This window comes from Streptomyces sp. CT34 (assembly GCF_000805335.1).
Classification (GTDB): Bacteria; Actinomycetota; Actinomycetes; order Streptomycetales; family Streptomycetaceae; genus Streptomyces.
The window spans coordinates 5567948-5590963 of sequence record NZ_KN708638.1 but is presented as its reverse complement, the minus strand read 5'-3'; the positions used below and the strand labels follow the sequence as shown (position 1 = coordinate 5590963).

Genomic DNA, 23016 nt, shown 5'->3' with positions numbered 1-23016 from the left:
CGCCCCGCCCGGAGCCCCTCGGTGTGACACTGGGTCGGTGCGAAGCGAGAACACCCTCTTTGTCGGCGGGCCGCTGGACGGCCGGGTCCTCCCGGTCCTGGTCGGCCCGACCGGCCAGCCGCCGAAGACGTACGAGATCCCGGTGCCGAACGACGACGGCCGGCCGCCGACGCTGCACGTCTACCGCCGGGTCCCCGGCCGGGTGGGGCGGCTCGGCCTGCCGCGCGGCTGGAAGTACGAGTACGACCCGGAGGGCACCGCCCGCGGTGGCCCCAAGTGGCCTTGGAAGAGGGGTAGTTGAGCTAATCTCCAGCGTTCCCGGGACAGGCGGTTGAGCGGCAGGAGAACCGGCCGGCGGACCGTCCCCGGGTCCGCCGGCCGGAGGCGGCGCGCGGCGTCAGGCCGTCAGCGAGGCGAGGTAGGCGCCGGCCTTGTCGGGCTCGAAGAAGAAGTTCTCGAAGTCGGACGGGTCGTCGAAGCCGTTGGCGAACCGGTCGGCGACCGGCTGGAGCCGACCGGCCGCGCCGATGAGGTTCAGCACGTGCTCCGGCGGCGGGGCCAGCATCGCGTTGGTCCACTTGGTGACGTGCTGCGCGGTGTGCCAGTAGCGGTCGAAGGTCTCCTGCATCCAGGCCGCGTCGAACGGCTCCTCGCCGCGCTCCACGATGGAGGCGAGGTAGGACGCGGCGCACTTGGCGGCCGAGTTGGAGCCCTGACCGGTGATCGGGTCGTTGGCGACCACCACGTCCGCGACGCCCAGCACCAGGCCGCCGGAGGGCAGCCTGCCGATGGGGTTGCGGACGGTCGGGGCGTAGCGGCCGGCCAGCGTGCCGTTGGCGTCGGTCAGTTCGACCCCGGTGGCGCGGGCGTACTCCCAGGGCAGGAACGTCTTCATCAGCTCCAGGGTCTTCGCCAGGTGCTCGCCGGGGTCCTTGATGCCCTGGAAGGCGTCCAGCGGGCCGCCGGGGATGCCCTCCCAGAAGAGGATGTCGGCGCGGCCCGAGGTCGTCAGGGTCGGCATGACGAACAGCTCGCCGACGCCGGGGACGAGGTTGCAGCGCACCGCGTCGAACTCGGGGTGCTCGGGGCGCGGGCCCAGGCCGTGGACATAGGAGACCGCGAGCGCCCGCTGCGGGGCGTCGTAGGGCGAACGGGCGGCGTCCCGGCCGAACATGGACACCAGCTCGCCCTTGCCGGCCGAGACCAGCGTCAGGTCGTAGCGGCTCGCGAAGAAGTCCAGGTCGGAGACGGCCGCGCCGTGGATGACCAGCTGGCCGCCGCGCTGTGCGAAGGTCTCCATCCAGCCGGCCATCTTGACCCGCTGGTCGACGGACTGGGCGTAGCCGTCGAGCCTGCCGACCCAGTCGATGGCGCGCTGTGAGCCGCCGGGGGCTTCGTGGCTGCCGGGGGCGGCGACCGAGACGCCCAGGCCCTCGATGCGCGGGGCCTGGCTCTCCCAGAAGTTGAGCGCCAGGTCGCGCTCGTGCTGGAGGGCGGTGTGGAACATGCACTGCGTCGACATGACCCGGCCGGAGCGGATCTCGTCGGCGGTGCGGTTGGACATGAGGGTGACCTCGTAGCCCTGGGACTGGAGGCCGAGGGCGAGTTGGAGACCGGACTGGCCGGCTCCGACGATGAGTATCTTCCGCATGGCGGGGCTCTTCTCTGCTACTGCTGCTGTTCGGGGGTGAGGGGTGGCGGGGGTGGCAGGCAGACTATTCGGGCGTGGCCGCGAGTGCGTGGCCGACCAGCGCGAGCAGCGACTCGATCACCGTGGGCCGGCGCCGCGCGTCCATGATGACGATCGGCACCCCGGGCGGCACGGTCAGCGCGTCGCGGACGTCGTCCACCGCGTACGACGCGGTCCCCTCGAAGTGGTTGACGGCGACGACGTACGGCAGTTGACAGCTCTCGAAGTAGTCCAGCGCCGGGAAGCAGTCCTCCAGCCGCCGGGTGTCCGCCATCACGATCGCGCCGATCGCGCCGCGCACCAGGTCGTCCCACATGAACCAGAAGCGCTGCTGGCCGGGCGTGCCGAACAGGTACAGCACCAGGTCCTGGTCGAGGGTGATCCGGCCGAAGTCCATCGCGACCGTGGTGGTGGTCTTCTCCGGGGTCGCGGACAGGTCGTCCGTCTCGGCGCTGGCCTGGGTCATCAGCGCCTCGGTCTGCAGCGGGGTGATCTCCGAGACCGAGCCGACGAAGGTGGTCTTGCCGACGCCGAAGCCGCCCGCCACCACGATCTTGGTGGCGACCGGCGCCCGCGAGCGGTCCGTCTGCCAGCTCTGCAGCCCGGCTTCGGCGGCGGTGGCCGCCGGGTCGGACGCTCCCACGGGACCGGCGGTCGAGTTCGTTCCGGCCGATATCGTGTCAGAGCCTGTGAAGTCCACTCAGCACCCTTTCGAGCAGCGCGCGGTCGGGCCGGCCGGTGCCGTGCCCGGTGCCGTAGACGCGAATCTTTCCCTGGTCGGCGAGGTCGCTGAGCAGGACGCGGACCACACCCAGCGGCATCTTGAGCAGCGCGGAGATCTCCGCGACCGAGCGCATCCGGCGGCACAGTTCGACGATCGCCCGCATCTCCGGCATCACCCGGTCCAGCCAGCCGGCCCCCGTCGAGGCGGTGAGCTCGCGGCGCTCCTCGGGGGCGTCCAGCGCGGCCACGAACGTCTCGACGAGCAGCACATGGCCGAACCGCGTCCGGCCTCCGGTGAGCGAGTACGGGCGGACCCGCGCGGGTTTGCGGTCCGCGCCGCGCACCGGGAGTTTGGGAGCCTTGCTCATGCCGATCCCCCGCTCCGCTCGGCCCCGCACGCGCTCGGCATGCGGCTGACGACGGCTCGCTCGCTACGTTCGCTCACTGGGCGTTCTCCATCGACTTGCGCAGTTCGGTGCGGAGTTCGGGGGTCAGGACGTGGCCGGCCCGGCCGACGAACAGTGCCATGTGGTAGGCGATGACGTTCATCTCGCAGTCCGGGGCGGCGTGCACCCCGAGCAGCGAACCGTCGCTGATCGACATGACGAACAGGCTGCCCTCGTCCATCGCGACCATCGTCTGCTTGACGGCCCCGCCGTCCATCAGCTTCGCCGCGCCGGTGGTGAGGCTGCCGAGGCCGGACACGATGGTGGCCAGGTCGGCGCTGGAGCCCTTGGGGCCGTCGCTGTCACCCGGACGTGCCTTCGGGGCGGTGGCCCTGCCGGGGTCGGAGGACAGCAGCATCAGGCCGTCGGAGGAGACCACCGTCACCGAGCGGATGCCGGGGACCTCGTCGACCAGGTCGGTCAACAGCCAGTGCAGATTCCGTGCCTGACTGCTCAGGCCCTGTCCGTGCGCAGTGGGCGCTTGCGCCTTCAATCGCGTGCCTCCTCGCCAACGTGGCGTTCTCCCGGGGCCCCCGCTCCGTCGGTGTCCGTCTGAGGGATGGTCTGCTCCGCTGTACGTTCCGCGATCTCGGCCGCCACATCGCGCCGGCCGTCCCGCGCCCCCTGCTGGAATCCGCCGAGCCGGCGGCGCAGCGCCTCGGCATGGGACGTTCCGGTCCTGCGCGGCGCGGCGGGTGCCTGCTGCTGCGCGACGACCTTGGGCGTGCGCTTGGGCAGCCCGGTCGAGGTGGTCCGGCGCGGTGCCGGAGCCGGTGCCGCCGGGGCCGCGCCCTGCTCCGGGGCCGCGCCCTGCTCCGGGGCCGCGCTCTGCTCCGTCGGCGCCGGGCCGGGCTCCGGACGGCTGTGCCGGTCCGGGCCGATGGCGTAGGGGTCGGTGGCCGTATCCGGGGTGGCCGCGGCCGGGGCGGCGGGCGCCGGGGCGGCGTGGCGGCCCTTGCGGGGTACCGGGGCACCGTCGGCCGGGGACGCGGTGTCCTCGGTGCGGGTGTGCTCGTCGCCGGTGCCGCCGGGGCCCGCGGGCGCGGCCGTGGCGTACGGGCCGGACGACTCCGGTCCGTACGGGCTCGGTTCGGGCCCGGCGGCTGCGGGAGCGGTCTCCGCGGCGGCGGGCGGTACGGCGGCGGCCGGGCGGGCCGGCTCCGGCTCCGGCTCGGCCGGGGTGCCGAGCCCGGCCGCGTCGATGGCGCGCTCCGCCGCGGCCACGAACGGGTCCTCGGCGGCGGCCGGTTGGCGCGCTTGCACCGGTGCGGACTGCGGTGCGTCCTGCGCAACGGGCCGCGGCGCTTCCTGCACCGCGAGCCCCTCGGCGGGCGCCGGCTCGGACGGCTCGACGGGCGAGGGCCCGACGGGCGTGAGGTCCGGCCGGTTCAGCCGCGTCTGGAGGGCGTTGGAGTTCGCCTCCGCGACCGAGCCCGGCAGGCTCGGGGCGTACGCGGTGCCGCCCGTTCCGCGCGCGGCGGTGGTCCCGGGCGCCGGACGGGTCGGCAGGATCGAGCCGGGCAGCACGACGACGGCGGCGACCCCGCCCTCCTTCTGGGCGCGCAGCTGGACCCGTACGCCGTGCCGGGCGGCCAGCCGCACCACCACGTACAGGCCCAGGCCCAGCGCCTGGTCGACGGTCTCGGAGGTCGCGGCGGCCCCGGCGTGCGCGAGCCGCTCGTTGAGCTCCGCCATCCGGTCGGCGGTCATCCCTATGCCCTCGTCCTGGACCGAGAGCATCAGCTCGCCGCTCTCCAGGAGCCAGCCGGACAGCTCGACATGGGCGTCCGGCGGCGAGAACGCGGTGGCGTTCTCCAGGAGTTCGGCGACCAGGTGGCTGATGTCGTCGGCGGCGAACCCGGCGACCTGCGAGTGCGGCGGCAGCGACCCGATGCGCACCCGCTCGTACCGCTCGATCTCGCTGACCGCGGCGCGCAGCACGTCCAGCAGCGGGACCGGCCCGGGGTGGTTGCCGCCGTGCTGCTCGTTGCCCGCCAGGACCAGCAGGTTCTCGCTGTTGCGGCGCATCCGCGCGGCGAAGTGGTCCAGCTTGAAGAGGGTTTCCAGCCGCTCCGGGTCCTGCTCGCTCTCCTCCAACGACTCGATGACCGCGAGCTGGCGCTCGACCAGGCCGAGGGTGCGCAGCGCGAGGTTGACGAACCGGCCGTGCACGCCGGTGCGCAGCGCGGCCAGCCGCTCCTGGAGTTCGGCGATCTCCTCCTTGAGGGTCTCCGCCTGCTCCTGGAGCACCTCGCGCTCGGCCACCAGCCGCTGCCGGCCGCCGACCAGCCGCTTGCGCTCGCCGTCCAGTTCGGCGGTGCGCCGGGCCGCCTCGGCGACCTGCGCGTGCAGCGCGTTGACGGACCGCACGGCGGCGGCGAACTCGTCGTTGCGGCCCTTGTAGCCGATGGGTTCCTCGTGCGCGGGGTCCGCGGCCCCCCGCTTGGCGCCGAGCCGCAGCGCGGCCAGCGGCTGGGTCATCGTGCGGGCGGCCCAGACACCGGCGCCGACCGCCAGCAGCAGGCAGGCCCCGGCCAGCGCGATACGGATCTCCAGCTGGTTCACGTCGTCGTCGCGCAGCGCGCCCAGGCGCTGGACTTCGGCGGTGGCCATCGCGGACTCGGTGCCCCGCATCAGCCCGATCCGGGCGGTGAGCGCGGCCTGCACCCGGCTCCGGCTCAGCGCGATGTCGGCGGGGTCCAGATAGGGGTGGCCGGTCAGCTGGGTCAGATAGCGCTCGGCGCTGTCGACGTCGGGGCCGTTGACGGTGCGCTGGTAGCGGTCCCGGCCGCCCTGGCTCGCGGCCTGGTTGAAGTCGTCCAGCGCACCCTGCTCGCGGATGTGGGCGACCTGGGCGGCGGCGGTCAGCCGGGGCTGCGCACCGCCCGCCTTGAGCCCGGCCATCAGCAGCGCGCGGGTGCTGGCGGCCTGGTCGGCGGCCCGGCCCAGGGCGGGCAGCGCGCGGGTGTCGGCGTCCGCCGGGTCGGCCCGGCCGGGCAGCCCGCGGGCGATGTCGTCGCTGATCGCGCCGAGCGCCTGGACGACCCGGCTGTAGGCGTCGTGGACCTGCTCGGCGGTGGCGGTCCCGGCGAGCGCCTTCTGGCGGGTCTGCGGCAGCTCCTTGAGGAGCTTGTCGGCGGCGGCGAACGCGGTGGTGCCGGCCGATCCCTGGGCGTCGGACCGGAGTTCGTCGATCTGCCGGTCCACCTGGGCGCGCTGGGAGGAGGTGGGGGCCGCGCTGAGATTGCCGCCGGTGCGTCCGGCGGCGACGTACGCGGTCATCGCGTCGCGCTCGTCGGCGAGGGCGTGCGCCAGGGTGATGGCGTGCGCGTCGAGCCCGGCCAGATCGACCAGTTGCTGGCTGGTGTCGGCGTTGTCGGCGACGGTCATCAGGCCCGGGGCGCCGGCTCCGAGGACGGCGACGGCGACCACGGCCACCGCTCCCATGAGCCGGTTGCGCACCCGCGCCGGGCGCCGTTGGGTACCGTCCGCGCCACCGCCCGTCGTGCCGGGAACCGTCGTACCCGGTACCGAGACCGAACCGGCCGGTGATCCCGGCTTCCCCGCGCCGCCCCGAAGCCGCATCTTCCGCACCGCTGCTCGCATTCCTGTCTCGCCTGCCCACGCCGTGCCGGCGTCGCGGACCCGGATCGCTCCCCGCTCGCGGGGCGGACCTGCGCGAGAACCGCGGCAGCGCACTCATTCCGCGAAGGGGAACAGTCCGGCTGTGCGCGTCGCGACGAACGTCCCGGCCCACCCCATTTGATCCGGGAAGTGACCATTCCATCGGCGCCGCGCAGTGGCTCGGCAACACATGCCCGGCCACCTGAACGAGTGAACATCAAACGGAGTTTGACCATCAACTCCCGCGCGGCACCGATTCTCGCCGCAACCTCGCGCAACCCCCGGACGGGTTTGGAGATGCGTGCCGGTCCTGGAAGGATGCCCGCCCGCAGCCCGCCACCCCACCCGCCCGGCCCGTCCGCGCCCCGCTGACCTGGCCGTACGCCACCACCCCCGGCAGCGCCCGGCCGCCGTCGTGTTCCGGCCACCTCCGGCAGACTTTCCGCCATGCGCATCGCACTCGCCACCGAGCCGGGCGATCCCCAACGCCCAAACGAGGACTACGCGTCCGTCGCCCTGCCCGCCTCCGGCCAGGGCGGTGTCCTGATCCTGCTGGACGGCGTGACACCGCCCGAAGGGGATGTCGGGTGCGTCCACTCCGTGCCGTGGTTCACCGCGCGGCTCGGCGGCGCAATGCTCGAACTGTCGGTTTCACACCGGGATATGACGCTCACTGAGGTCCTCGCCGCGGCCATCTCCAAGACGGCCGAGAAGCATCGGGAAACCTGTGACCTTTCTCACCCGCGTACGCCGCAGGCGACGGTGGTCGCCGCGCGCTGGTCCGACCGCGTCGTCGAGCACCTGGTGCTCTCCGATTCCGTCCTGATTCTGGAGAAGGCGGACGGCTCGGTGCATCCCGTACAGGACACCCGGCTCGGCGAACTTCCGCCCGCCGTCCGAGAACAGCGCGCCGCCGTACGGGCGCTGCCGCGCGGCTCCGCCGAACGCGCCGCCGCGGCCGGCGCCTACGTCCGCGCGGTCGAGGCGCTGCGCAACGCCGAGGGCGGCTTCTTCACCGCCGCCGCCGACCCGGCCGTCGCCGCCCGCGCGGTCACCGGCAGCACCCCGCGCGCGCGGCTCCGTTCGCTGACCGCGCTCAGCGACGGCGCGAGCCGCTGGGTCGAGGTCTTCCGGGAGGGCTCCTGGGCGGACTGCGTGGCGCTGGTGGCGGCGTCCGGCCCGCAGGAGCTGATCGACCGGGTGCGGGCGGCCGAGGCCGCCGACCCGGACGGCATCGCGCACCCCCGGGGCAAGGCCCGGGACGACGCGGCGGTGGTCCACGTGGCCCCGTGACCGCACCGCGGCCGGACGGCGGCTTCGGCCGGGGCCCGTCCGTCGGGTCGGTGCCGGGCAGCCGCTACTGCCACCGCCCCCGGCCGGCCTCCCCCGGCGCGCACTCCCCTTCCGTCTCGCCTTCGCACTCCTGCTCCCCCTCCTGTTCCTGTTCCTGCTCGGCGTTCAGCCGGTGCAGCAGGCGGGCGAGTTCGGCGACCTCGGCGCGGTCCCAGGCGGCCAGCCGGCGGGCGTAGCGGGCGCGGCGGGCGATGCGGACCCGGTCGAAGCGCTCGCGGCCCTCGTCGGTGATCCGCACCAGGACCGCGCGGCCGTCGGCCGGGTCCGGTTCCCGGGCGACCAGCCCGAGCCGTTCCAGCGCGTGCAGCTGGCGGCTTATGGTCGCCTTGCCGACTCCGAAGAAGCCGGCGAGGTCGGTGGCGCGCTGGGCACCGGCGTCGGCGAGCCGGACCAGCAGGCCGTAGGCGGCCGATTCGAGGTCGGGATGCACCTCGCGGGACATTTCGCCGGACGAGGCGCGGGCACGGCGGAGGAATACGGCCAACTCGCGCTCCAGGGCCAGGAATACGTGATCCACGCCCATCGGTTCGCCGTCCGCCGTACCGCCGGCTCCGGTGTTGTGCACGTCAGCGCCCTTTCCCGCGTTTTCCGCTCTTTCCGGCAATTCCCGCGTTTCGCGGCCTGAAAATTTCTTTCCCGGGCCGCCGAAACCGCAGTTGGGCCAGTATTTCGCAGGATTAGACCAACGGAAGACCCGCGCCCCCCTTTTGTCACGGGGGTCTACGCGCGTACCGTCATTTCTGGCATGGCCACACCAATCGGTGACGCCGGTTCCCCCCCTCAAGGTCACTGCTCCACAACGTCACAGCGAGATCCACCGAGATCCACCGAGATCCACGGAGGCACGTATGTCCGTGCTCAGATCCGGAACCCCCCACCGCCCCGCCCGCTCCCTCGCGACCGCGGCCGGGGCCCTCCTGGCGACCGTCTCCCTCCTCCTCGGCCTGCCCGGTACCGCCGGTGCGGCGGCCGGCCGGCACGCACCCGAACCCACCCACCCCGACCAGGACTGGGCCGGCTCCCAGGTCGCCCGGCACGAGGGCGCCACCGGGATCCTGCCACCGCTGCCCTCGCTCACCGCGTCCGTCGAGGGCGTCGACGTCAGCAGCCACAACGGCAATGTCGGCTGGTCCGCCCTCTGGAAGAGCGGCGTCCGGTTCGCCTACGTCAAGGCGACGGAGTCCACCAGCTACACCAGCCCGTACTTCGCGCAGCAGTACAACGGCTCCTACAGGTCCGGCATGATCCGCGGGGCCTACCACTTCGCCACCCCCGACACCTCCGGCGGCGCCGCCCAGGCCAACTACTTCGTCGCCCACGGCGGCGGCTGGTCCAAGGACGGCAGGACGCTGCCCGGCGCGCTGGACATGGAGTACAACCCGTACGGCGCGACCTGCTACGGGATGGGCGCGGCCGGTCTCCTCCACTGGATGAAGGACTGGTTCGCCACCTACAAGGCGCGCACCGGCCGGGACGCCGTCCTCTACACCTCCACCGACTGGTGGAAGCGGTGCACCGGCAACTCCGCGGCCTTCGGCCGGATCAACCCGCTGTGGCTGCCGCGCTACGGCGCCTCGGTCGGCGAACTCCCGGCCGGCTGGGGCTTCCACACCATCTGGCAGTACACCTCGACCGGCCGGGCGGTCGGTGACCACAACCGCTTCAACGGGTCGATGAACCGCCTCCGGGCGCTGGCCAACGGGTGAGCGCGCGGGTTGCCCCGGGCGGTGGCTCGGCCCGGGGCAACCGCACGTCCGTCCTCAGCGGCGGACGAAGCGGTCAGTGGGGAGGACCATGCCCATGACCGTGTCGGTCATCTCCACCGGATTGCCGAACTTGACGGTCCGCCCGTCGTCGTATGTGCGGTCCTCGCGCAGCGTGAAGAGATGGCACTCGCCGCTGTACGGGTCCACGATGAGGTACACGGGAACGCCCGCCATGGCGTACACGTCCTTCTTCGGGCCGTAGTCGTTCGCCGCGGTGTCCTTGGAGATCACCTCGGCCACGAACTCGACGTCCTGGTACCGCCAGCGGCCCGCGTCGTCCTGGTCGGCGTCGTCGCGCAGCTTGGCCAGATCGGGACAGAAGCCGTTCTTCGCTCCCGGGAAGTCGATGCGCACGTCCGAGGTCAGCTTCACGTCCAGGCCGAAATGGTCCTCGATGGCCCGCGTCATCCTGCGGATGTTCTGGTAGTGCGCATTCCGCCGCGGCGACATGCTGATGTTTCCCCCGACGATCTCGACCAGGTAGCCCTCGGGGATGATCTGCTCCAGGAGCTCGAACATGTCGTCCAAGCTCAGCTCGTCGCTGTCGGACATAACGGTCTTCTCGTCGATGACAGTCACCGTGCCGTCGCCGCCGCCGCCGATCGTCCCGGCAGCCGTCTGTCCCAACGATACGCACGACACCCGGGACACGCCCGCGGCTCGGGCCCGTCCGGGGGAAGGGCCCGAGCCGCACCGCCTCCGTCACGCCGCGGCGGGCATCTCCGCGACCGCCGGGGTCAGGGCCAATTCCAGGACCTGGCGGACGTCCGAGACCGGGTGGACGTCCAGCTTGGCCAGGACCTCCTCGGGGACGTCGTCGAGGTCGGCCTCGTTCCGCTTGGGGATGATCACCGTCGTGATGCCCGCCCGGTGGGCCGCCAGCAGCTTCTGCTTGACGCCGCCGATCGGCAGCACCCGCCCGGTGAGCGAGACCTCGCCGGTCATCGCGACATCCGGCCGCACCTGGCGGCCCGAGAGCAGCGACGCCAGTGCGGTGGTCATCGTGATGCCCGCGCTGGGGCCGTCCTTGGGGACGGCACCGGCCGGTACGTGCAGATGCACCCCGCGCTCCTTGAGGTCGCCGACCGGGAGCTCCAGCTCCGCGCCGTGCGAGCGCAGGAAGGACAGCGCGATGTGCGCCGACTCCTGCATCACCTCGCCCAGCTGGCCGGTCAGTTGCAGCCCCGACCCGCCGGTCTCCGGGTCCGCCAGCGACGCCTCCACGTAGAGCACGTCGCCGCCGGCACCGGTGACCGCGAGACCGGTGACCACACCGGGCAGCGCGGTCCGCCGCTCGGCCGGGTCCTGGGCCGACTCCGGGGTGTGGTGCGGGCGCCCGATCAGCGGGCGCAGCTGCTCCACGCCGACCGTGAACGGCAGCTCCCGCTCGCCCAGTTCGTGCTGGGCCGCCACCTTGCGCAGCAGCCTGGCCACCGACCGCTCCAGATTCCGTACGCCCGCCTCGCGGGTGTACTCGGCCGCCAGCTTGCGCAGCGCCGCGTCCTCCAACGTCACCTCTCCGGGCTCCAGGCCGGCCCGCTCCAGCTGGCGCGGCAGCAGGTGGTCCCGGGCGATGACGACCTTCTCGTCCTCGGTGTAACCGTCGAGCCGGACCAGCTCCATCCGGTCCAGCAGCGGCTCCGGGATGGACTCCAGGACGTTGGCGGTGGCCAGGAACACCACGTCGGACAGGTCCAGTTCGACCTCCAGGTAGTGGTCCCGGAAGGTGTGGTTCTGCGCCGGGTCCAGCACCTCCAGGAGGGCGGCGGCCGGGTCGCCCCGGTAGTCCGAGCCCACCTTGTCGATCTCGTCGAGGAGGACGACCGGGTTCATCGAACCGGCCTCCTTGATGGCCCGCACGATCCGGCCGGGGAGCGCGCCGACGTACGTCCGCCGGTGGCCGCGGATCTCCGCCTCGTCCCGTACGCCGCCGAGCGCGACCCGGACGAACGTGCGCCCCATGGCCCGTGCGACGGATTCGCCGAGCGAGGTCTTGCCGACGCCGGGCGGTCCCACCAGAGCCAGCACGGCCCCTCCACGGCGGCCCCCGACCGACCCCAGCCCGCGCTCCGACCGCCGCTTGCGCACCGCCAGATACTCGGTGATCCGCTCCTTGACGTCCCCCAGCCCGGAGTGGTCGGCGTCCAGGACCCGCTTGGCGCCGGCGATGTCGTAGGCGTCCTCGGTCCGTTCGTTCCACGGCAGTTCGAGGACGGTGTCCAGCCAGGTGCGGATCCAGGAGCCCTCGGGGCTCTGGTCGCTCGCCCGCTCCAGCTTGTCGACCTCCTTCAGGGCGGCCTTGCGGACCTCCTCCGGCAGGTCGGCGGCCTCGACCCGGGCGCGGTAGTCGCCGCCCTCGTCCTCGGGATCGCCGTTCAGCTCGGCCAGTTCCTTGCGGACCGCCTCCAGTTGCCGCCGCAGCAGGAACTCCCGCTGCTGCTTGTCGACGCCCTCCTGGACGTCCTTGGCGATGGACTCGGCCACGTCCTGCTCGGCGAGATGGGAGCGCAGCACCTCGGTGGCGTACTTCAGCCGGGCGACCGGGTCGGTGGTCTCCAGCAGCTGGAGCTTCTGCTCGGTCGTCAGGAACGGCAGGTACCCGGAGTTGTCGGCGAGCGCCGGCACGTCGTCGATGCCGGCGACCCGGTCGACGACCTGCCAGGCCCCGCGCTTGCGCAGCCAGCTGGTGGCCAACGCCTTGTATTCCGTGACGAGTTCGGCGACCGCTCCCGGGAGGGGCTCGGGCGCCTTCTCCTCGACGGTGGTCCCCTCCACCCACAGCGCGGCCCCCGGCCCGGTCGTGCCGGAGCCGATCCGCACCCGGCCCAGGCCCCGGATCAGCGCCCCGGGGTCGCCGTCGGACAGCCGTCCGACCTGCTCGATCCGCCCCAGCGTGCCGATCGCCGCGTACGTCCCGTCGACCCGGGGCACCAGCAGCACCCTCGGCTTGTTACCCGAAGGCCCGGCAGGCCCGGAGGAAGCCGCGGCCTGCGCGGCCTCCACCGCCGCCCGTACGTCGGCGTCGGACAGGTCCAGCGGCACCACCATGCCGGGCAGGACGACCTCGTCATCGAGGGGCAGCACGGGCAGAGTGAGCGATGCGGATGCCGGCGACTCAGTCATGATCTCCCCTTCGGCAAGCAAGTTGAGCTTTACCCACTCAATGCCAGGGCGTCCGCGGATGTTCCCGGGCGCGCGTTCGCTGTGAGCGATCAGCACGGTCAACTCACCGCGGGCGCACGCGCGAAGGGCCCGACCGCCGGAGGAGCGGCCGGGCCCGGAAGGGAGGGGAAAGGAGCGAAGAGGGGAGAGGAAAGGAGTAGAGGGGAGAAGACGGGAGCTACCAGTGGGCGGGGCGGCGCAGCCCCGGCGGCAGCTTGGTGGCCGCGTCGCCGCGGGCCGCGTTCACCTGCGCCTGGGTCAGGAAGATGCTGCCCGTCAGATCCGCCCCGCGCAGATCGGCGTCCCGCAGATCGGCCCCGATCAGGTCGGCGGTGCGCAGGTCCGCGCCCTGGAGGTCGGCGGCGATCAGGTAGGCCCCGCGGAGGTTGGCGCCCCGAAGGTTCGCGCCCTTGAGCCGGGCGCCCATCAGGTCGGCGCCCCGGCGCTCCTTCTTGCGGCCCGGCACCTGCGCCCGGACCAGCTCGCTGACCCGCAGCAGCAGGCCGTTGACCTCGCCCCGGTGGGCGGCCACGTCCACGCCGGCCAGTTCCTCGGCACTGCCGAGCGTCAGCCGCTCGGTCTTCTCCTGTGCGGCCCGCAGTTCACGGTGCACCGGGCGCGCCGCCGGCAGCGTCAGCGCCTCGGCCAGGTACCAGAGCAGCTCGTGCAGCTGCCGCATCACGCCGAACGCGTCGAACATCGCGCGGGCGGTCCCCGGCGCCTGCCGCCAGTCCTTCCCCGCGAAGGTGACCTGGGACACCTTCTGGCCGGCGCCGAAGCACTCGAAGACGGTGCAGCCGGAGAAGCCGCGCTGCCGCAGGTCGGTGTGGATCCCGCAGCGGAAGTCGGTCCGCAGGTTCGGGCAGGGCCGCCCGGCCTCCTTGTCGACCGCGAAGTCCGCCGAGGCCGCGAACGGCAGCGCCACACAGCACAGCCCGAAGCAGCTGCCGCAGTCGGAGAGCAGCGGGAGCCGGGCGGTGTCCGGGGACTGCTGCGGGGACGGTTCGCGGTCCTTGGGCGGGCGGCGCTCGTGCGGCACGGCTCTTCTCTGCTCCTGCGGCCGGCGGGCGCGCTCGGTCGTGGCGCCCGCGAAGGGCACCATTCTCCGCCAACAAAGCAGCGGCCGTCTCCGCCGAGCAGCGGCGGTCCCCGCCGGGAAGCGGCGGAGCCGGGCGCGCGGGCCGCTTCACCACGTACGCGGGCCGCCTCAGTACCTGCCTGGGCCCCCTCAGTACGTACGCGGGGCGCGCAGCGCGGGGTGCCCCAGGTCCCCCAGGAGCGGCGCGGGCCCGTCGTGCTGGTCGCGCCAGCGGCGGAGCAGCGGCCAGGCGGCCACGCCCAGGGCGAGCGAGAGCAGATGTCCCCAGTCGGTCATCGGGTCGGCAGAGGTGAGCAGATCGGTGACGCCCACGTAGCCGACGGCGGCCAGCAGGGGCCAGCGCAGCCAGCCGGGCAGCAGGCCCGCCAGGGCTCCCGTGCAGGTCATCACGCCGAAGCTGATGCCGTAGTCGAGACGGTGCAGCGCACTGTCCGGCAGCTTGCCGGCGTACACCGAGAAGCCGACCGGCATTTCGGTGGCGAGGGTGGCCAGCGCATGCCCGCCGAAGAAGACCGCGGCGGTGCGCAGCCCGCCGATCCGCCGCTCCAGGGCCGTCACCACGACGAGGAAGAGCAGGGCGAACGAGGAGCCGAGCCCGCCCGCTATCCACAGCGCGCTGGCGACCAGCACCAGCAGCGGGTCCCGCGCGAGATGGGTCACGTCCGTACTGGAGCCCTGGAGCAGCGAGGCGACCAGGGCGGGGTCGCCGTGGTCGGCGAAGAGCGAGGTGGCGACGAGCAGCAGCGCGTAGCAGAAGGTGAAGGGGGTGCCGGTGGGGGTGGGCAGCAGCCGCCAGGGGCGCAGTCCCGTCCAGGGGCGGCGGGTGCCGGCGTCCGGCGCCACGGTGCCGGCGGCGTCCGGCGTCACCGCGGCCGGCGTCATCGCCGCCACCGCCGCCGCGTCGCCGCGCTGCCGGGGCATCCCCGGGAGGACCACCGGCGCGCCGCCGGCCGGCGGGCCGGCACCCGGCCCGTCCTCGACCGGCACACCCCCGGCCGTCTCCAGTGTGCTCACTGCCCAAGGCCCCTTTCCCGCGGATTCCCGCGGTTCCGCCGCTCCCGGCGGACCCGCCGCTCCACCGCCCTGCACAACGTCCGTGACCACTGTGCCCGTTCAACCCATGAACCAGCTGTGTACGTGAGATCAGTCACATCTCTCAACCTTTGTGGAGCACACCACGTTGTCGGCTCCGGTGTCCCCGCCACCGCCCGCCCGCCGTTGGACCGGCGCACCGGCCGTTGGTCAAGATGGCCGCATGGCTCCCGTTCACCCCTGGCATCCGACCGCCGGTCCCGAGCCGGCCGCACGCACCCTCGACCGTCGCGCGGGCCCGTACGGAGAGGTGGTGCTACGGCAGCGCGACCCGGCCCCCGAGGGCCCCGGAACCCTTGCGGCGCCCGGGTCCGGCGGGCCCGTCTACGAGATCATCGCCAACGGCTGCTTCCTGATGGACACCTCCGACGGGCGCTCCGAGCGGCTGCTGATCGACGCCGCGCTGGCCGCGCTGCCGACCGGTCGCGCGCATCCCTCCGTCCTCATCGGCGGGCTGGGCGTCGGCTTCTCGCTGGCCCGGGCCGCCGCCGAACCGCGCTGGGGCCGCATCGCGGTGGCCGAGCGCGAGGCGGCGGTGATCGACTGGCACCGCGCGGGCCCGCTGTCGGCCGTCTCCGGGGCGGCGCTGGCCGATCCGCGCACCGAGATCCTGCACACCGACCTGGTGGCGTACCTCCACGAGGGCGCGGGCCAACTCGCCTACGACGCCCTGTGCCTGGACATCGACAACGGCCCGGACTGGACCGTCACCGAGGACAACGGCAGCCTCTCCTCCCCCGCCGGGCTGGCCGCCTGCCGGGACCGGCTGACGCCCGGCGGGGTGCTCGCCGTGTGGTCCGCGCAGCCGTCCGCGGAGTTCGAACAGGCCCTGCGAAATGCCGGATTCGACGGGGTACGGACGGAAGAGATCCCCGTTGCCCGAGGCGTCCCGGACGTCGTCCACCTGGCGCTCCGGTCCGCGTAGGGCGCGTAGCCGACGGTCACATCATGCCCTTACGCTGCTGCCCAGCAAGACGCGACCACGCAGGGCACATGCAGGGGCGGGCGATGGACCAGACTCAGACAACCCAGGGCGGCACCACCGCGGCCACGCCGGGCGCCCAGCGCCGGGTGCTGGTCGTGGAGGACGATCCGACGATCGTCGACGCCATCGCGGCCCGGCTGCGCGCCGAGGGCTTCCAGGTGCAGACGGCCACCGACGGCCCGGCCGCGGTGGACACCGCCGAGGCGTGGCAGCCCGATCTGCTCGTCCTCGACGTGATGCTGCCGGGCTTCGACGGCCTGGAGGTGTGCCGCCGGGTGCAGGCGCAGCGCCCGGTGCCGGTGATGATGCTCACCGCCCGGGACGACGAGACCGACATGCTGGTCGGCCTCGGGGTCGGTGCCGACGACTACATGACCAAGCCGTTCTCCATGCGGGAGCTGGCCGCCCGGGTGCATGTGCTGCTGCGCCGGGTCGAGCGCGCCGCGCTGGCCGCGCACACCCCGCGCAGCGGCATCCTGCGGCTGGGCGAGCTGGAGATCGACCACGCGCAGCGCCGGGTCCGGGTGCGCGGCGCCGATGTGCACCTGACCCCCACCGAGTTCGACCTGCTGGTCTGCCTGGCGAACACCCCGCGCGCGGTGCTCTCCCGCGAGCAGCTGCTCGCCGAGGTCTGGGACTGGGCGGACGCCTCCGGGACGCGTACGGTCGACAGCCACATCAAGGCGCTGCGCCGGAAGATCGGCGCCGAGCGGATCCGCACGGTCCACGGCGTCGGCTACGCCCTGGAGACCCCGCCGGCATGACGCGACGGTGGCGGCCGAGCGCGCGCGGACTGTGGCAGCGGGTCTGGGAGGGGCTGCGGCCCCTCGATCCGTACCGCTCCGTCAAGGCGGCGCTCGGCGCACTGGTCATCGTCTCGGTGATCATCACCACACTCCTGGTGTTCGTCGCGATGCACTCGGCGACCGAACTGCGGGTGATCACGATCTTCTCGATCATCGCCTCGCTGCTGATCACCCAGTTCGTGGCGAACAGCCTCACCGCGCCGCTCGGCGAGATGACCGATGTGACCCGGGCGATGGCGCACGGCGACTACACCCGCCGGGTGCGCGCGGACCGCCGGGACGAGTTCGGGGACCTGGCGGACGCCTTCAACCGCATGGCGGCCGACCTGGAGGCGGTGGACACCCACCGCAAGGAGCTGGTCGCCAATGTCTCGCACGAGCTGCGCACCCCCATCGCGGCGCTGCGCGCGGTGCTGGAGAACGTCGTCGACGGTGTCTGCGAGCCCGACCCGGAGACCATGCGGACGGCGCTGAAGCAGACCGAGCGGCTGGGCCGGCTGGTGGAGCACCTGCTGGACCTGTCGCGGCTGGACAACGGCGTGGTCCCGCTGCACGCCCGCCGCTTCGAGGTCTGGCCGTATCTGTCCGGGGTGCTCAAGGAGGCCAACATGAGCCGCGGCGCCGCCACGCTCTCCGGGCTCTCCGGCCTTGCCGGCTCCGGCACCCATACGCGGGCCGACGTCCATCTCCACCTCGACGTGTCGCCCCCGGAGCTGACCGCGTACGCGGACGCCGAGCGGCTCCACCAGGTCGTGGCGAATCTCATCGACAACGCGATCAAGCACAGCCCGCGGCACGGCCGGGTCACGGTGCGCGCGCGCCGCGGCGACGGGCCGGAGAGCCTGGAGCTGGAGGTGCAGGACGAGGGCCCCGGCATCCCCGAGTCGGAGCGGCACCGGGTCTTCGAGCGGTTCAACCGCGGCGGGCCGGGCCCCTCGGGTCCGGGCACCGACGGCGGCACCGGACTGGGCCTGGCGATCGCGCGCTGGGCGGTGGATCTGCACGGCGGGCGCATCGGGGTGGCCGAGTCACCCCGCGGTTGCCGGATCCGGGTCACCCTTCCGGGGCTGGAGTCAACCCGGGGCTGACGGCCGCTGACGTAGGGTCGGTGGTGGGAGCACTCGTTCCGGGAGTGCGACGGCGATGAGTGCTACCCGCATGCGGGCAAACCCCGGGTGTTTCCCGCCAAGTCATGCCGTGAAACCCTTCGGTGAATGTGACGTGCGCGACGAGTGACCCTCCCGGACTGCACCAATGGTCACAAGAGGCGTAGCCTTTATTCCCGCTGTCCACCACCTTAGGAAGCGGAAGAGGGCGGTTGCCGCCGTGTCGCTACAGTCCCCCAACAGTGCGAGTGTCTCGACCGATCAAGGGGGGCAGGGGAAGAACCCTGCCGCCGCGTTCGGTCCCAATGAGTGGCTCGTCGACGAGATCTACCAGCAGTACCTCCAGGACCCGAACTCGGTAGACCGAGCCTGGTGGGACTTCTTCGCCGACTACAAGCCGGGCGGCGCCACCGCGCCGAGCCAGCCGGCGGAGGCCGCTGCCCCCGCTCCGGCCGCACCGGTTCCATCGACCCCGGCCCCGGCCGCGCCGGCGGCGCCCGCCGCGGACGGGCCGAAGCCGGCCGCCCCGGCGAAGCCTGCCGCGAGCGCTCCGGCCCCCGCGAAGGCCGCCCCAGCGAAGCCCGCGCCGGCGAAGGCCGCCCCGGCCGCGCCCACCGCCAAGCAGGCCGCCGACGGCGAGGCCCCCGAGGGCCCGGAGTACGTCACCCTGCGCGGCCCGTCGGCCGCCGTCGCGAAGAACATGAGCGCCTCGCTGGAGCTGCCGACGGCCACGTCCGTCCGCGCGGTGCCGGTGAAGCTGCTCTTCGACAACCGCATCGTCATCAACAACCACCTCAAGCGGGCCCGGGGCGGGAAGGTCTCCTTCACCCACCTCATCGGCTACGCGATGGTGCAGGCCCTCAAGGCCATGCCGTCGATGAACAGCCACTTCGCGGAGAAGGACGGCAAGCCCACGCTGGTCAAGCCGGCGCACATCAACCTGGGCCTGGCCATCGACCTGGTCAAGGCGAAGGGCGAGCGCCAGCTGGTCGTCGCGGCCATCAAGAAGGCCGAGACGCTGAGCTTCTTCGAGTTCTGGCAGGCGTACGAGGACATCGTCCGCCGGGCCCGGGACAACAAGCTGACGATGGACGACTTCACCGGGGTCACCGCGTCGCTGACGAACCCCGGCGGCATCGGCACCGTCCACTCGGTGCCCCGCCTGATGCCCGGCCAGTCCATGATCATGGGCGTCGGCTCGATGGACTACCCGGCCGAGTTCCAGGGCACCTCCCAGGACGCCCTGAACAAGCTGGGTGTCTCCAAGGTCATGACGCTGACCAGCACCTACGACCACCGCGTGATCCAGGGCGCCGCCTCCGGCGAGTTCCTGCGCATCATGAACCAGCTGCTGCTCGGCGAGAACGATTTCTTCGACGACATCTTCAAGTCGCTGCGGATCCCGTACGAGCCGGTCCGCTGGCTGCGGGACATCGACGCCTCGCACGACGACGACGTCACCAAGGCCGCCCGGGTCTTCGAGCTGATCCACTCCTACCGGGTCCGCGGCCACGTCATGGCCGACACCGACCCGCTGGAGTACCACCAGCGCAAGCACCCCGACCTCGACATCACCGAGCACGGCCTGACCCTGTGGGACCTGGAGCGCGAGTTCGCGGTCGGCGGCTTCTCCGGCAAGTCCATGATGAAGCTGCGCGACATCCTGGGCGTGCTGCGCGACTCGTACTGCCGCACCACCGGCATCGAGTTCATGCACATCCAGGACCCCAAGCAGCGCAAGTGGATCCAGGACCGGGTCGAGCGCGCGCACAAGTCGCCGGAGCGCGACGAGCAGCTGCGCATCCTGCGCCGGCTGAACTCCGCCGAGGCGTTCGAGACGTTCCTGCAGACCAAGTACGTCGGCCAGAAGCGCTTCTCGCTGGAGGGCAGCGAGTCCGTCATCCCGCTGCTGGACGCGGTCATCGACTCCGCGGCCGAGTCGCGGCTGGACGAGGTCGTCATCGGCATGGCCCACCGCGGCCGGCTCAACGTCCTGGCGAACATCGTCGGCAAGTCCTACGCGCAGATCTTCCGGGAGTTCGAGGGCAACCTCGACCCGAAGTCGATGCACGGCTCCGGCGACGTGAAGTACCACCTGGGCGCCGAGGGCACCTTCACCGGCCTGGACGGCGAGCAGATCAAGGTCTCGCTGGTCGCCAACCCCTCCCACCTGGAGGCCGTGGACCCGGTCGTCGAGGGCGTGTCCCGCGCCAAGCAGGACGTCATCGGCAAGGGCGGCACGGACTTCACCGTCCTGCCCGTCCAGCTGCACGGTGACGCGGCGTTCGCCGGCCAGGGCGTGGTTGCCGAGACGCTGAACATGTCGCAGCTGCGCGGCTACCGCACCGGCGGCACGGTCCACATCGTCATCAACAACCAGGTCGGCTTCACCGCCGCCCCGGAGTCGGCCCGCTCCTCGATGTACGCCACCGACGTGGCCCGCATGATCGAGGCGCCGATCTTCCACGTGAACGGTGACGACCCCGAGGCCGTCGTCCGGGTTGCCCGGCTGGCCTTCGAGTTCCGCCAGGCGTTCAACAAGGACGTCGTCATCGACCTGATCTGCTACCGGCGTCGCGGTCACAACGAGACCGACAACCCCGAGTTCACGCAGCCGCTGATGTACCACGTGATCGACAAGAAGCGCTCGGTGCGCAAGCTGTACACCGAGTCCCTCATCGGTCGCGGCGACATCACGCTGGAAGAGGCCGAGCAGGCGCTGCAGGACTTCCAGGGACAGCTGGAGAAGGTCTTCACCGAGGTGCGGGACGCCACCGCCGCCCCGGTCGCGCCCGAGGTGCCGCAGCCGCAGGCCGAGTTCCCGGTCCATGTGGACACCGCGGTCTCCCAGGAGGTCGTCAAGCGGATCGCCGAGTCCCAGGTCAACATCCCCGACCGGGTCACCGTCCACCCACGTCTGCTGCCGCAGCTGCAGCGCCGTGCGGCGATGATCGAGGACGGCACGATCGACTGGGGCATGGGCGAGACGCTGGCCATCGGCTCGCTGCTGATGGAGGGCACCCCGGTCCGGCTCGCCGGCCAGGACTCCCGCCGCGGCACGTTCGGCCAGCGCCACGCGGTGCTGGTGGACCGCACCACCGGCGAGGACTACACCCCGCTGCTCTACCTCACCGAGGACCAGGCCCGCTACAACGTCTACGACTCGCTGCTGAGCGAGTACGCGGCGATGGGCTTCGAGTACGGCTACTCCCTGGAGCGGCCCGAGGCGCTGGTGATGTGGGAGGCGCAGTTCGGCGACTTCGCCAACGGCGCGCAGACGGTGCTGGACGAGTTCATCTCCTCGGCCGAGCAGAAGTGGGGCCAGACCTCCGGCGTCACCCTGCTCCTCCCGCACGGCTACGAGGGCCAGGGTCCGGACCACTCCTCGGCCCGGATCGAGCGCTTCCTCCAGCTGTGCGCGCAGAACAACATGACGGTCGCGATGCCGACGCTCCCGTCGAACTACTTCCACCTGCTGCGCTGGCAGGTCCACAACCCGCACCACAAGCCGCTGATCGTCTTCACCCCGAAGTCGATGCTGCGTCTGAAGGCCGCGGCGTCGAAGACGGAGGAGTTCACCACGGGCGGCTTCCGGCCGGTCATCGGCGACAGCACGGTTCGTGCCGAGGACGTCCGCAAGGTCGTCTTCTGCTCCGGCAAGGTCTACTACGACCTGGAGGCGGAGCGCGCCAAGCGCGGCGCCAACGACGCTGCCGCTGCCAACACGGCGATCGTCCGCATCGAGCGCCTCTACCCGCTGCCCGGCAAGGAACTCCAGGCGGAGATCGCCAAGTTCCCGAACGCCGAGAAGTACCTGTGGGCGCAGGAGGAGCCGGCGAACCAGGGTGCCTGGCCGTTCCTCGGCCTCAACCTGATCGACGCACTGGACCTGGCCGTCGGCGCCGACGTCCCGCACGGTGAGCGGCTGCGCCGGATCTCCCGGCCGCACAGCTCCTCGCCGGCGGTCGGCTCGGCCAAGCGCCACCAGGCCGAGCAGGCCCAGCTGGTGGCCGAGGTGTTCGACGCCTGAGCAGTACGGCGTAGCTGAGGCACAGCCCGAAGGGCCCGTTCCCACCTCGGTGGGGACGGGCCCTTCGGGCTGTGGCCGGGCGACGGGCGGGCGTCACACCGGCTGCGGTTCGAAGTCCCAGTACGGGCGCCGGCGGCGCCGGGCGGACAGGGTGTGCGGATGGTCGGCGCCCAGCGTCTCGGCCAGCTGCGAGATCGCCTCCTGTTCCAGCTTCGCCGCCTCCTGGCCGCGGCGCTGGGCGCGCAGGTCCTCGGCGAGCGCCGTCTTGGCGGAGAGCGTCAGCGGATGGGTCTGCCCCAGCATGACCTTGGCCCGCTCCAGGGTGTCGCGGCCCAGCGCCACCGCGCCGTCCTCGTCGTCGACCCGGCTGCGCGCGGCCGCGGCGTTCAGCGCGCAGCCCAGCGTCCAGGGGTGGTCCGGGCCGACCGCCCGGTTCATCCCGTCCAACGCGCGCTCGGCGGCCTCCAGCGCCTCCGACAGCTCGCCGAACTCGGCCCGCACCAGCCCGGCGTTGCCCAGTGTGCCGGCGGTGTACGGGTGGGCGTCGCCGACCAGCGCGCGGTACGCCTCGACGACCTCGTCGGCGAGGTCCCGGGCCTGCCCGAGGTCGCCGTGCTCCCGCAGGAAGCTCGCGTAGTCGGCGCGCACGCTCAGCGTCTCGGGGTGCCGGGGCCCCTGCACCCGGCGGGACCGCTCGACGAGGTCGGCCATCAGCTCACCGGCCCGCGCCGGTTCGCCGGAGCGGCGCAGGCACAGCGCGAGGTCGTGCTCCGAGCGCAGCGTCTGCGGGGTGTGCGGCCCCATCACCTGGAGGTGCAGCCGGGCGTTGAGCTCCTGGCTGGAGCCGGCGTCGCGGTAGCGGCCGAGCAGCCGCAGCGTCCGGGCGTGCGCGGCGGCGGCGTTGAGGGTGAGGTAGTGGCGGGCGCGCAGCTCGCGCTCCCGGTAGGCGAGCACTTCCCGGTGGGTGACCAGCGCCTCCTCGTAGCGGCCGAGCAGCGCCAGGACGCAGCCGAGGTTGTGGCGCGAGGAGAGGGTGCGGGGTGCCTCCGGGCCGAGCAGCCCCACGTAGGCGCGCCAGACCGCGTCGAACAGGGCGTGTGCCTCGTCGTACGAGCCGAGCGCCATGAGGGTGCC

The 23016-nt window shown here is 72.6% G+C and carries 18 protein-coding genes; 7 read left to right on the top strand and 11 right to left on the bottom strand.

What is annotated here, in order from left to right; all coding sequences use genetic code 11:
• The first annotated feature begins 37 nt into the window (after positions 1-37).
• Complete coding sequence (locus tag RZ84_RS24485) at positions 38-301, top strand: hypothetical protein (protein ID WP_043266094.1); 264 nt, start codon at positions 38-40, stop codon at positions 299-301.
• A gap of 96 nt (positions 302-397) precedes the next feature.
• Here the strand turns inward: RZ84_RS24485 and RZ84_RS24480 are convergent, their stop codons facing one another.
• The 5 genes from RZ84_RS24480 to RZ84_RS24460 all read right to left on the bottom strand — a co-directional run bounded on the left by RZ84_RS24480 (position 398) and on the right by RZ84_RS24460 (position 6321).
• Complete coding sequence (locus RZ84_RS24480) at positions 398-1651, bottom strand: styrene monooxygenase/indole monooxygenase family protein (protein WP_043266093.1); 1254 nt, start codon at positions 1649-1651, stop codon at positions 398-400.
• Positions 1652-1715: 64 nt separating this feature from the next.
• Entirely contained in the window at positions 1716-2333 is a 618-nt protein-coding gene (locus RZ84_RS24475) for a GTP-binding protein (RefSeq protein ID WP_043266092.1), read from the bottom strand.
• A 37-nt stretch (positions 2334-2370) separates the two neighbouring features.
• A complete protein-coding gene (locus RZ84_RS24470) occupies positions 2371-2781 on the bottom strand; it encodes a DUF742 domain-containing protein (RefSeq protein WP_043266091.1) in 411 nt (136 codons plus the stop codon).
• 73 nt (positions 2782-2854) lie between these two features.
• Positions 2855-3352: a roadblock/LC7 domain-containing protein gene (locus RZ84_RS24465; RefSeq protein ID WP_043266090.1), complete on the bottom strand. Its 498-nt coding sequence runs from the start codon at positions 3350-3352 to the stop codon at positions 2855-2857.
• Positions 3349-6321: a nitrate- and nitrite sensing domain-containing protein gene (locus RZ84_RS24460; protein WP_043270733.1), complete on the bottom strand. Its 2973-nt coding sequence runs from the start codon at positions 6319-6321 to the stop codon at positions 3349-3351. Before RZ84_RS24460 ends, RZ84_RS24465 begins: the two co-directional genes overlap by 4 nt.
• Positions 6322-6930: 609 nt before the next feature.
• On the opposite strand from RZ84_RS24460, the gene RZ84_RS24455 reads away from it, so the two are divergent.
• Complete coding sequence (locus RZ84_RS24455; RefSeq protein WP_043266089.1) at positions 6931-7776, top strand: protein phosphatase 2C domain-containing protein; 846 nt, start codon at positions 6931-6933, stop codon at positions 7774-7776.
• A 64-nt stretch (positions 7777-7840) separates the two neighbouring features.
• On the opposite strand, the gene RZ84_RS24450 is transcribed toward RZ84_RS24455, so the two are convergent.
• A complete protein-coding gene (locus tag RZ84_RS24450) occupies positions 7841-8359 on the bottom strand; it encodes a MarR family winged helix-turn-helix transcriptional regulator (protein WP_078894731.1) in 519 nt (172 codons plus the stop codon).
• Between the two features lie 325 nt (positions 8360-8684).
• Between RZ84_RS24450 and RZ84_RS24445 the strand changes: the two genes are divergently transcribed.
• On the top strand, positions 8685-9542 hold the full coding sequence (locus RZ84_RS24445) for a lysozyme (RefSeq protein ID WP_043266087.1): 858 nt from the start codon (positions 8685-8687) through the stop codon (positions 9540-9542).
• Between the two features lie 54 nt (positions 9543-9596).
• Here RZ84_RS24445 and RZ84_RS24440 read toward each other — a convergent pair whose 3' ends face one another.
• The 4 genes from RZ84_RS24440 to RZ84_RS24425 form a co-directional block, all read right to left on the bottom strand.
• Positions 9597-10229 carry a Uma2 family endonuclease gene (locus RZ84_RS24440; RefSeq protein WP_347232784.1) on the bottom strand — a complete coding sequence of 211 codons (633 nt, stop codon included), beginning with the start codon at positions 10227-10229 and terminating at the stop codon, positions 9597-9599.
• Positions 10230-10304: 75 nt separating this feature from the next.
• The gene (gene lon / locus RZ84_RS24435; RefSeq protein ID WP_043266086.1) at positions 10305-12725 is read right to left on the bottom strand and encodes an endopeptidase La; all 2421 of its coding nucleotides are present in this window, start codon (positions 12723-12725) and stop codon (positions 10305-10307) included.
• 217 nt (positions 12726-12942) lie between these two features.
• On the bottom strand, positions 12943-13803 hold the full coding sequence (locus tag RZ84_RS24430; RefSeq protein WP_043266085.1) for a pentapeptide repeat-containing protein: 861 nt from the start codon (positions 13801-13803) through the stop codon (positions 12943-12945).
• 189 nt (positions 13804-13992) lie between these two features.
• Positions 13993-14877, bottom strand: a complete 885-nt coding sequence (locus RZ84_RS24425; protein ID WP_052230144.1) for a rhomboid-like protein — start codon at positions 14875-14877, stop codon at positions 13993-13995.
• Between the two features lie 241 nt (positions 14878-15118).
• Here RZ84_RS24425 and RZ84_RS24420 point away from each other — a divergent pair, with 241 nt between their 5' ends.
• The 4 genes from RZ84_RS24420 (at position 15119) to RZ84_RS24405 (ending at position 21882) form a co-directional block, all read left to right on the top strand.
• Positions 15119-15880, top strand: a complete 762-nt coding sequence (locus RZ84_RS24420) for a spermidine synthase family protein (protein WP_043266084.1) — start codon at positions 15119-15121, stop codon at positions 15878-15880.
• Positions 15881-15963: 83 nt separating this feature from the next.
• Complete coding sequence (locus RZ84_RS24415) at positions 15964-16704, top strand: response regulator transcription factor (RefSeq protein WP_043266083.1); 741 nt, start codon at positions 15964-15966, stop codon at positions 16702-16704.
• The gene (locus tag RZ84_RS24410; protein ID WP_043266082.1) at positions 16701-17834 is read left to right on the top strand and encodes a HAMP domain-containing sensor histidine kinase; all 1134 of its coding nucleotides are present in this window, start codon (positions 16701-16703) and stop codon (positions 17832-17834) included. The genes RZ84_RS24415 and RZ84_RS24410 overlap by 4 nt, the downstream gene beginning before the upstream one ends.
• Before the next feature lie 238 nt (positions 17835-18072).
• Positions 18073-21882: a multifunctional oxoglutarate decarboxylase/oxoglutarate dehydrogenase thiamine pyrophosphate-binding subunit/dihydrolipoyllysine-residue succinyltransferase subunit gene (locus tag RZ84_RS24405; RefSeq protein WP_043266081.1), complete on the top strand. Its 3810-nt coding sequence runs from the start codon at positions 18073-18075 to the stop codon at positions 21880-21882.
• Positions 21883-21975: 93 nt separating this feature from the next.
• Here the strand turns inward: RZ84_RS24405 and fxsT are convergent.
• Positions 21976-23016: FxSxx-COOH system tetratricopeptide repeat protein (gene fxsT / locus RZ84_RS41690; RefSeq protein ID WP_241777841.1), on the bottom strand; the 1041-nt coding region annotated here is incomplete at its 5' end.

Bases quoted from the DNA above. Each gene is read 5' to 3' on its own strand.
- RZ84_RS24450 (WP_078894731.1), bottom strand. From the start codon at position 8,359: ATGGGCGTGGATCACGTATTCCTGGCCCTGGAGCGCGAGTTGGCCGTA.
- RZ84_RS24415 (WP_043266083.1), top strand. From the start codon at position 15,964: ATGGACCAGACTCAGACAACCCAGGGCGGCACCACCGCGGCCACGCCG.
- RZ84_RS24420 (WP_043266084.1), top strand. From the start codon at position 15,119: ATGGCTCCCGTTCACCCCTGGCATCCGACCGCCGGTCCCGAGCCGGCC.
- RZ84_RS24455 (WP_043266089.1), top strand. From the start codon at position 6,931: ATGCGCATCGCACTCGCCACCGAGCCGGGCGATCCCCAACGCCCAAAC.
- RZ84_RS24480 (WP_043266093.1), bottom strand. From the start codon at position 1,651: ATGCGGAAGATACTCATCGTCGGAGCCGGCCAGTCCGGTCTCCAACTC.
- lon (WP_043266086.1), bottom strand. From the start codon at position 12,725: ATGACTGAGTCGCCGGCATCCGCATCGCTCACTCTGCCCGTGCTGCCC.
- RZ84_RS24470 (WP_043266091.1), bottom strand. From the start codon at position 2,781: ATGAGCAAGGCTCCCAAACTCCCGGTGCGCGGCGCGGACCGCAAACCC.
- RZ84_RS24445 (WP_043266087.1), top strand. From the start codon at position 8,685: ATGTCCGTGCTCAGATCCGGAACCCCCCACCGCCCCGCCCGCTCCCTC.
- RZ84_RS24410 (WP_043266082.1), top strand. From the start codon at position 16,701: ATGACGCGACGGTGGCGGCCGAGCGCGCGCGGACTGTGGCAGCGGGTC.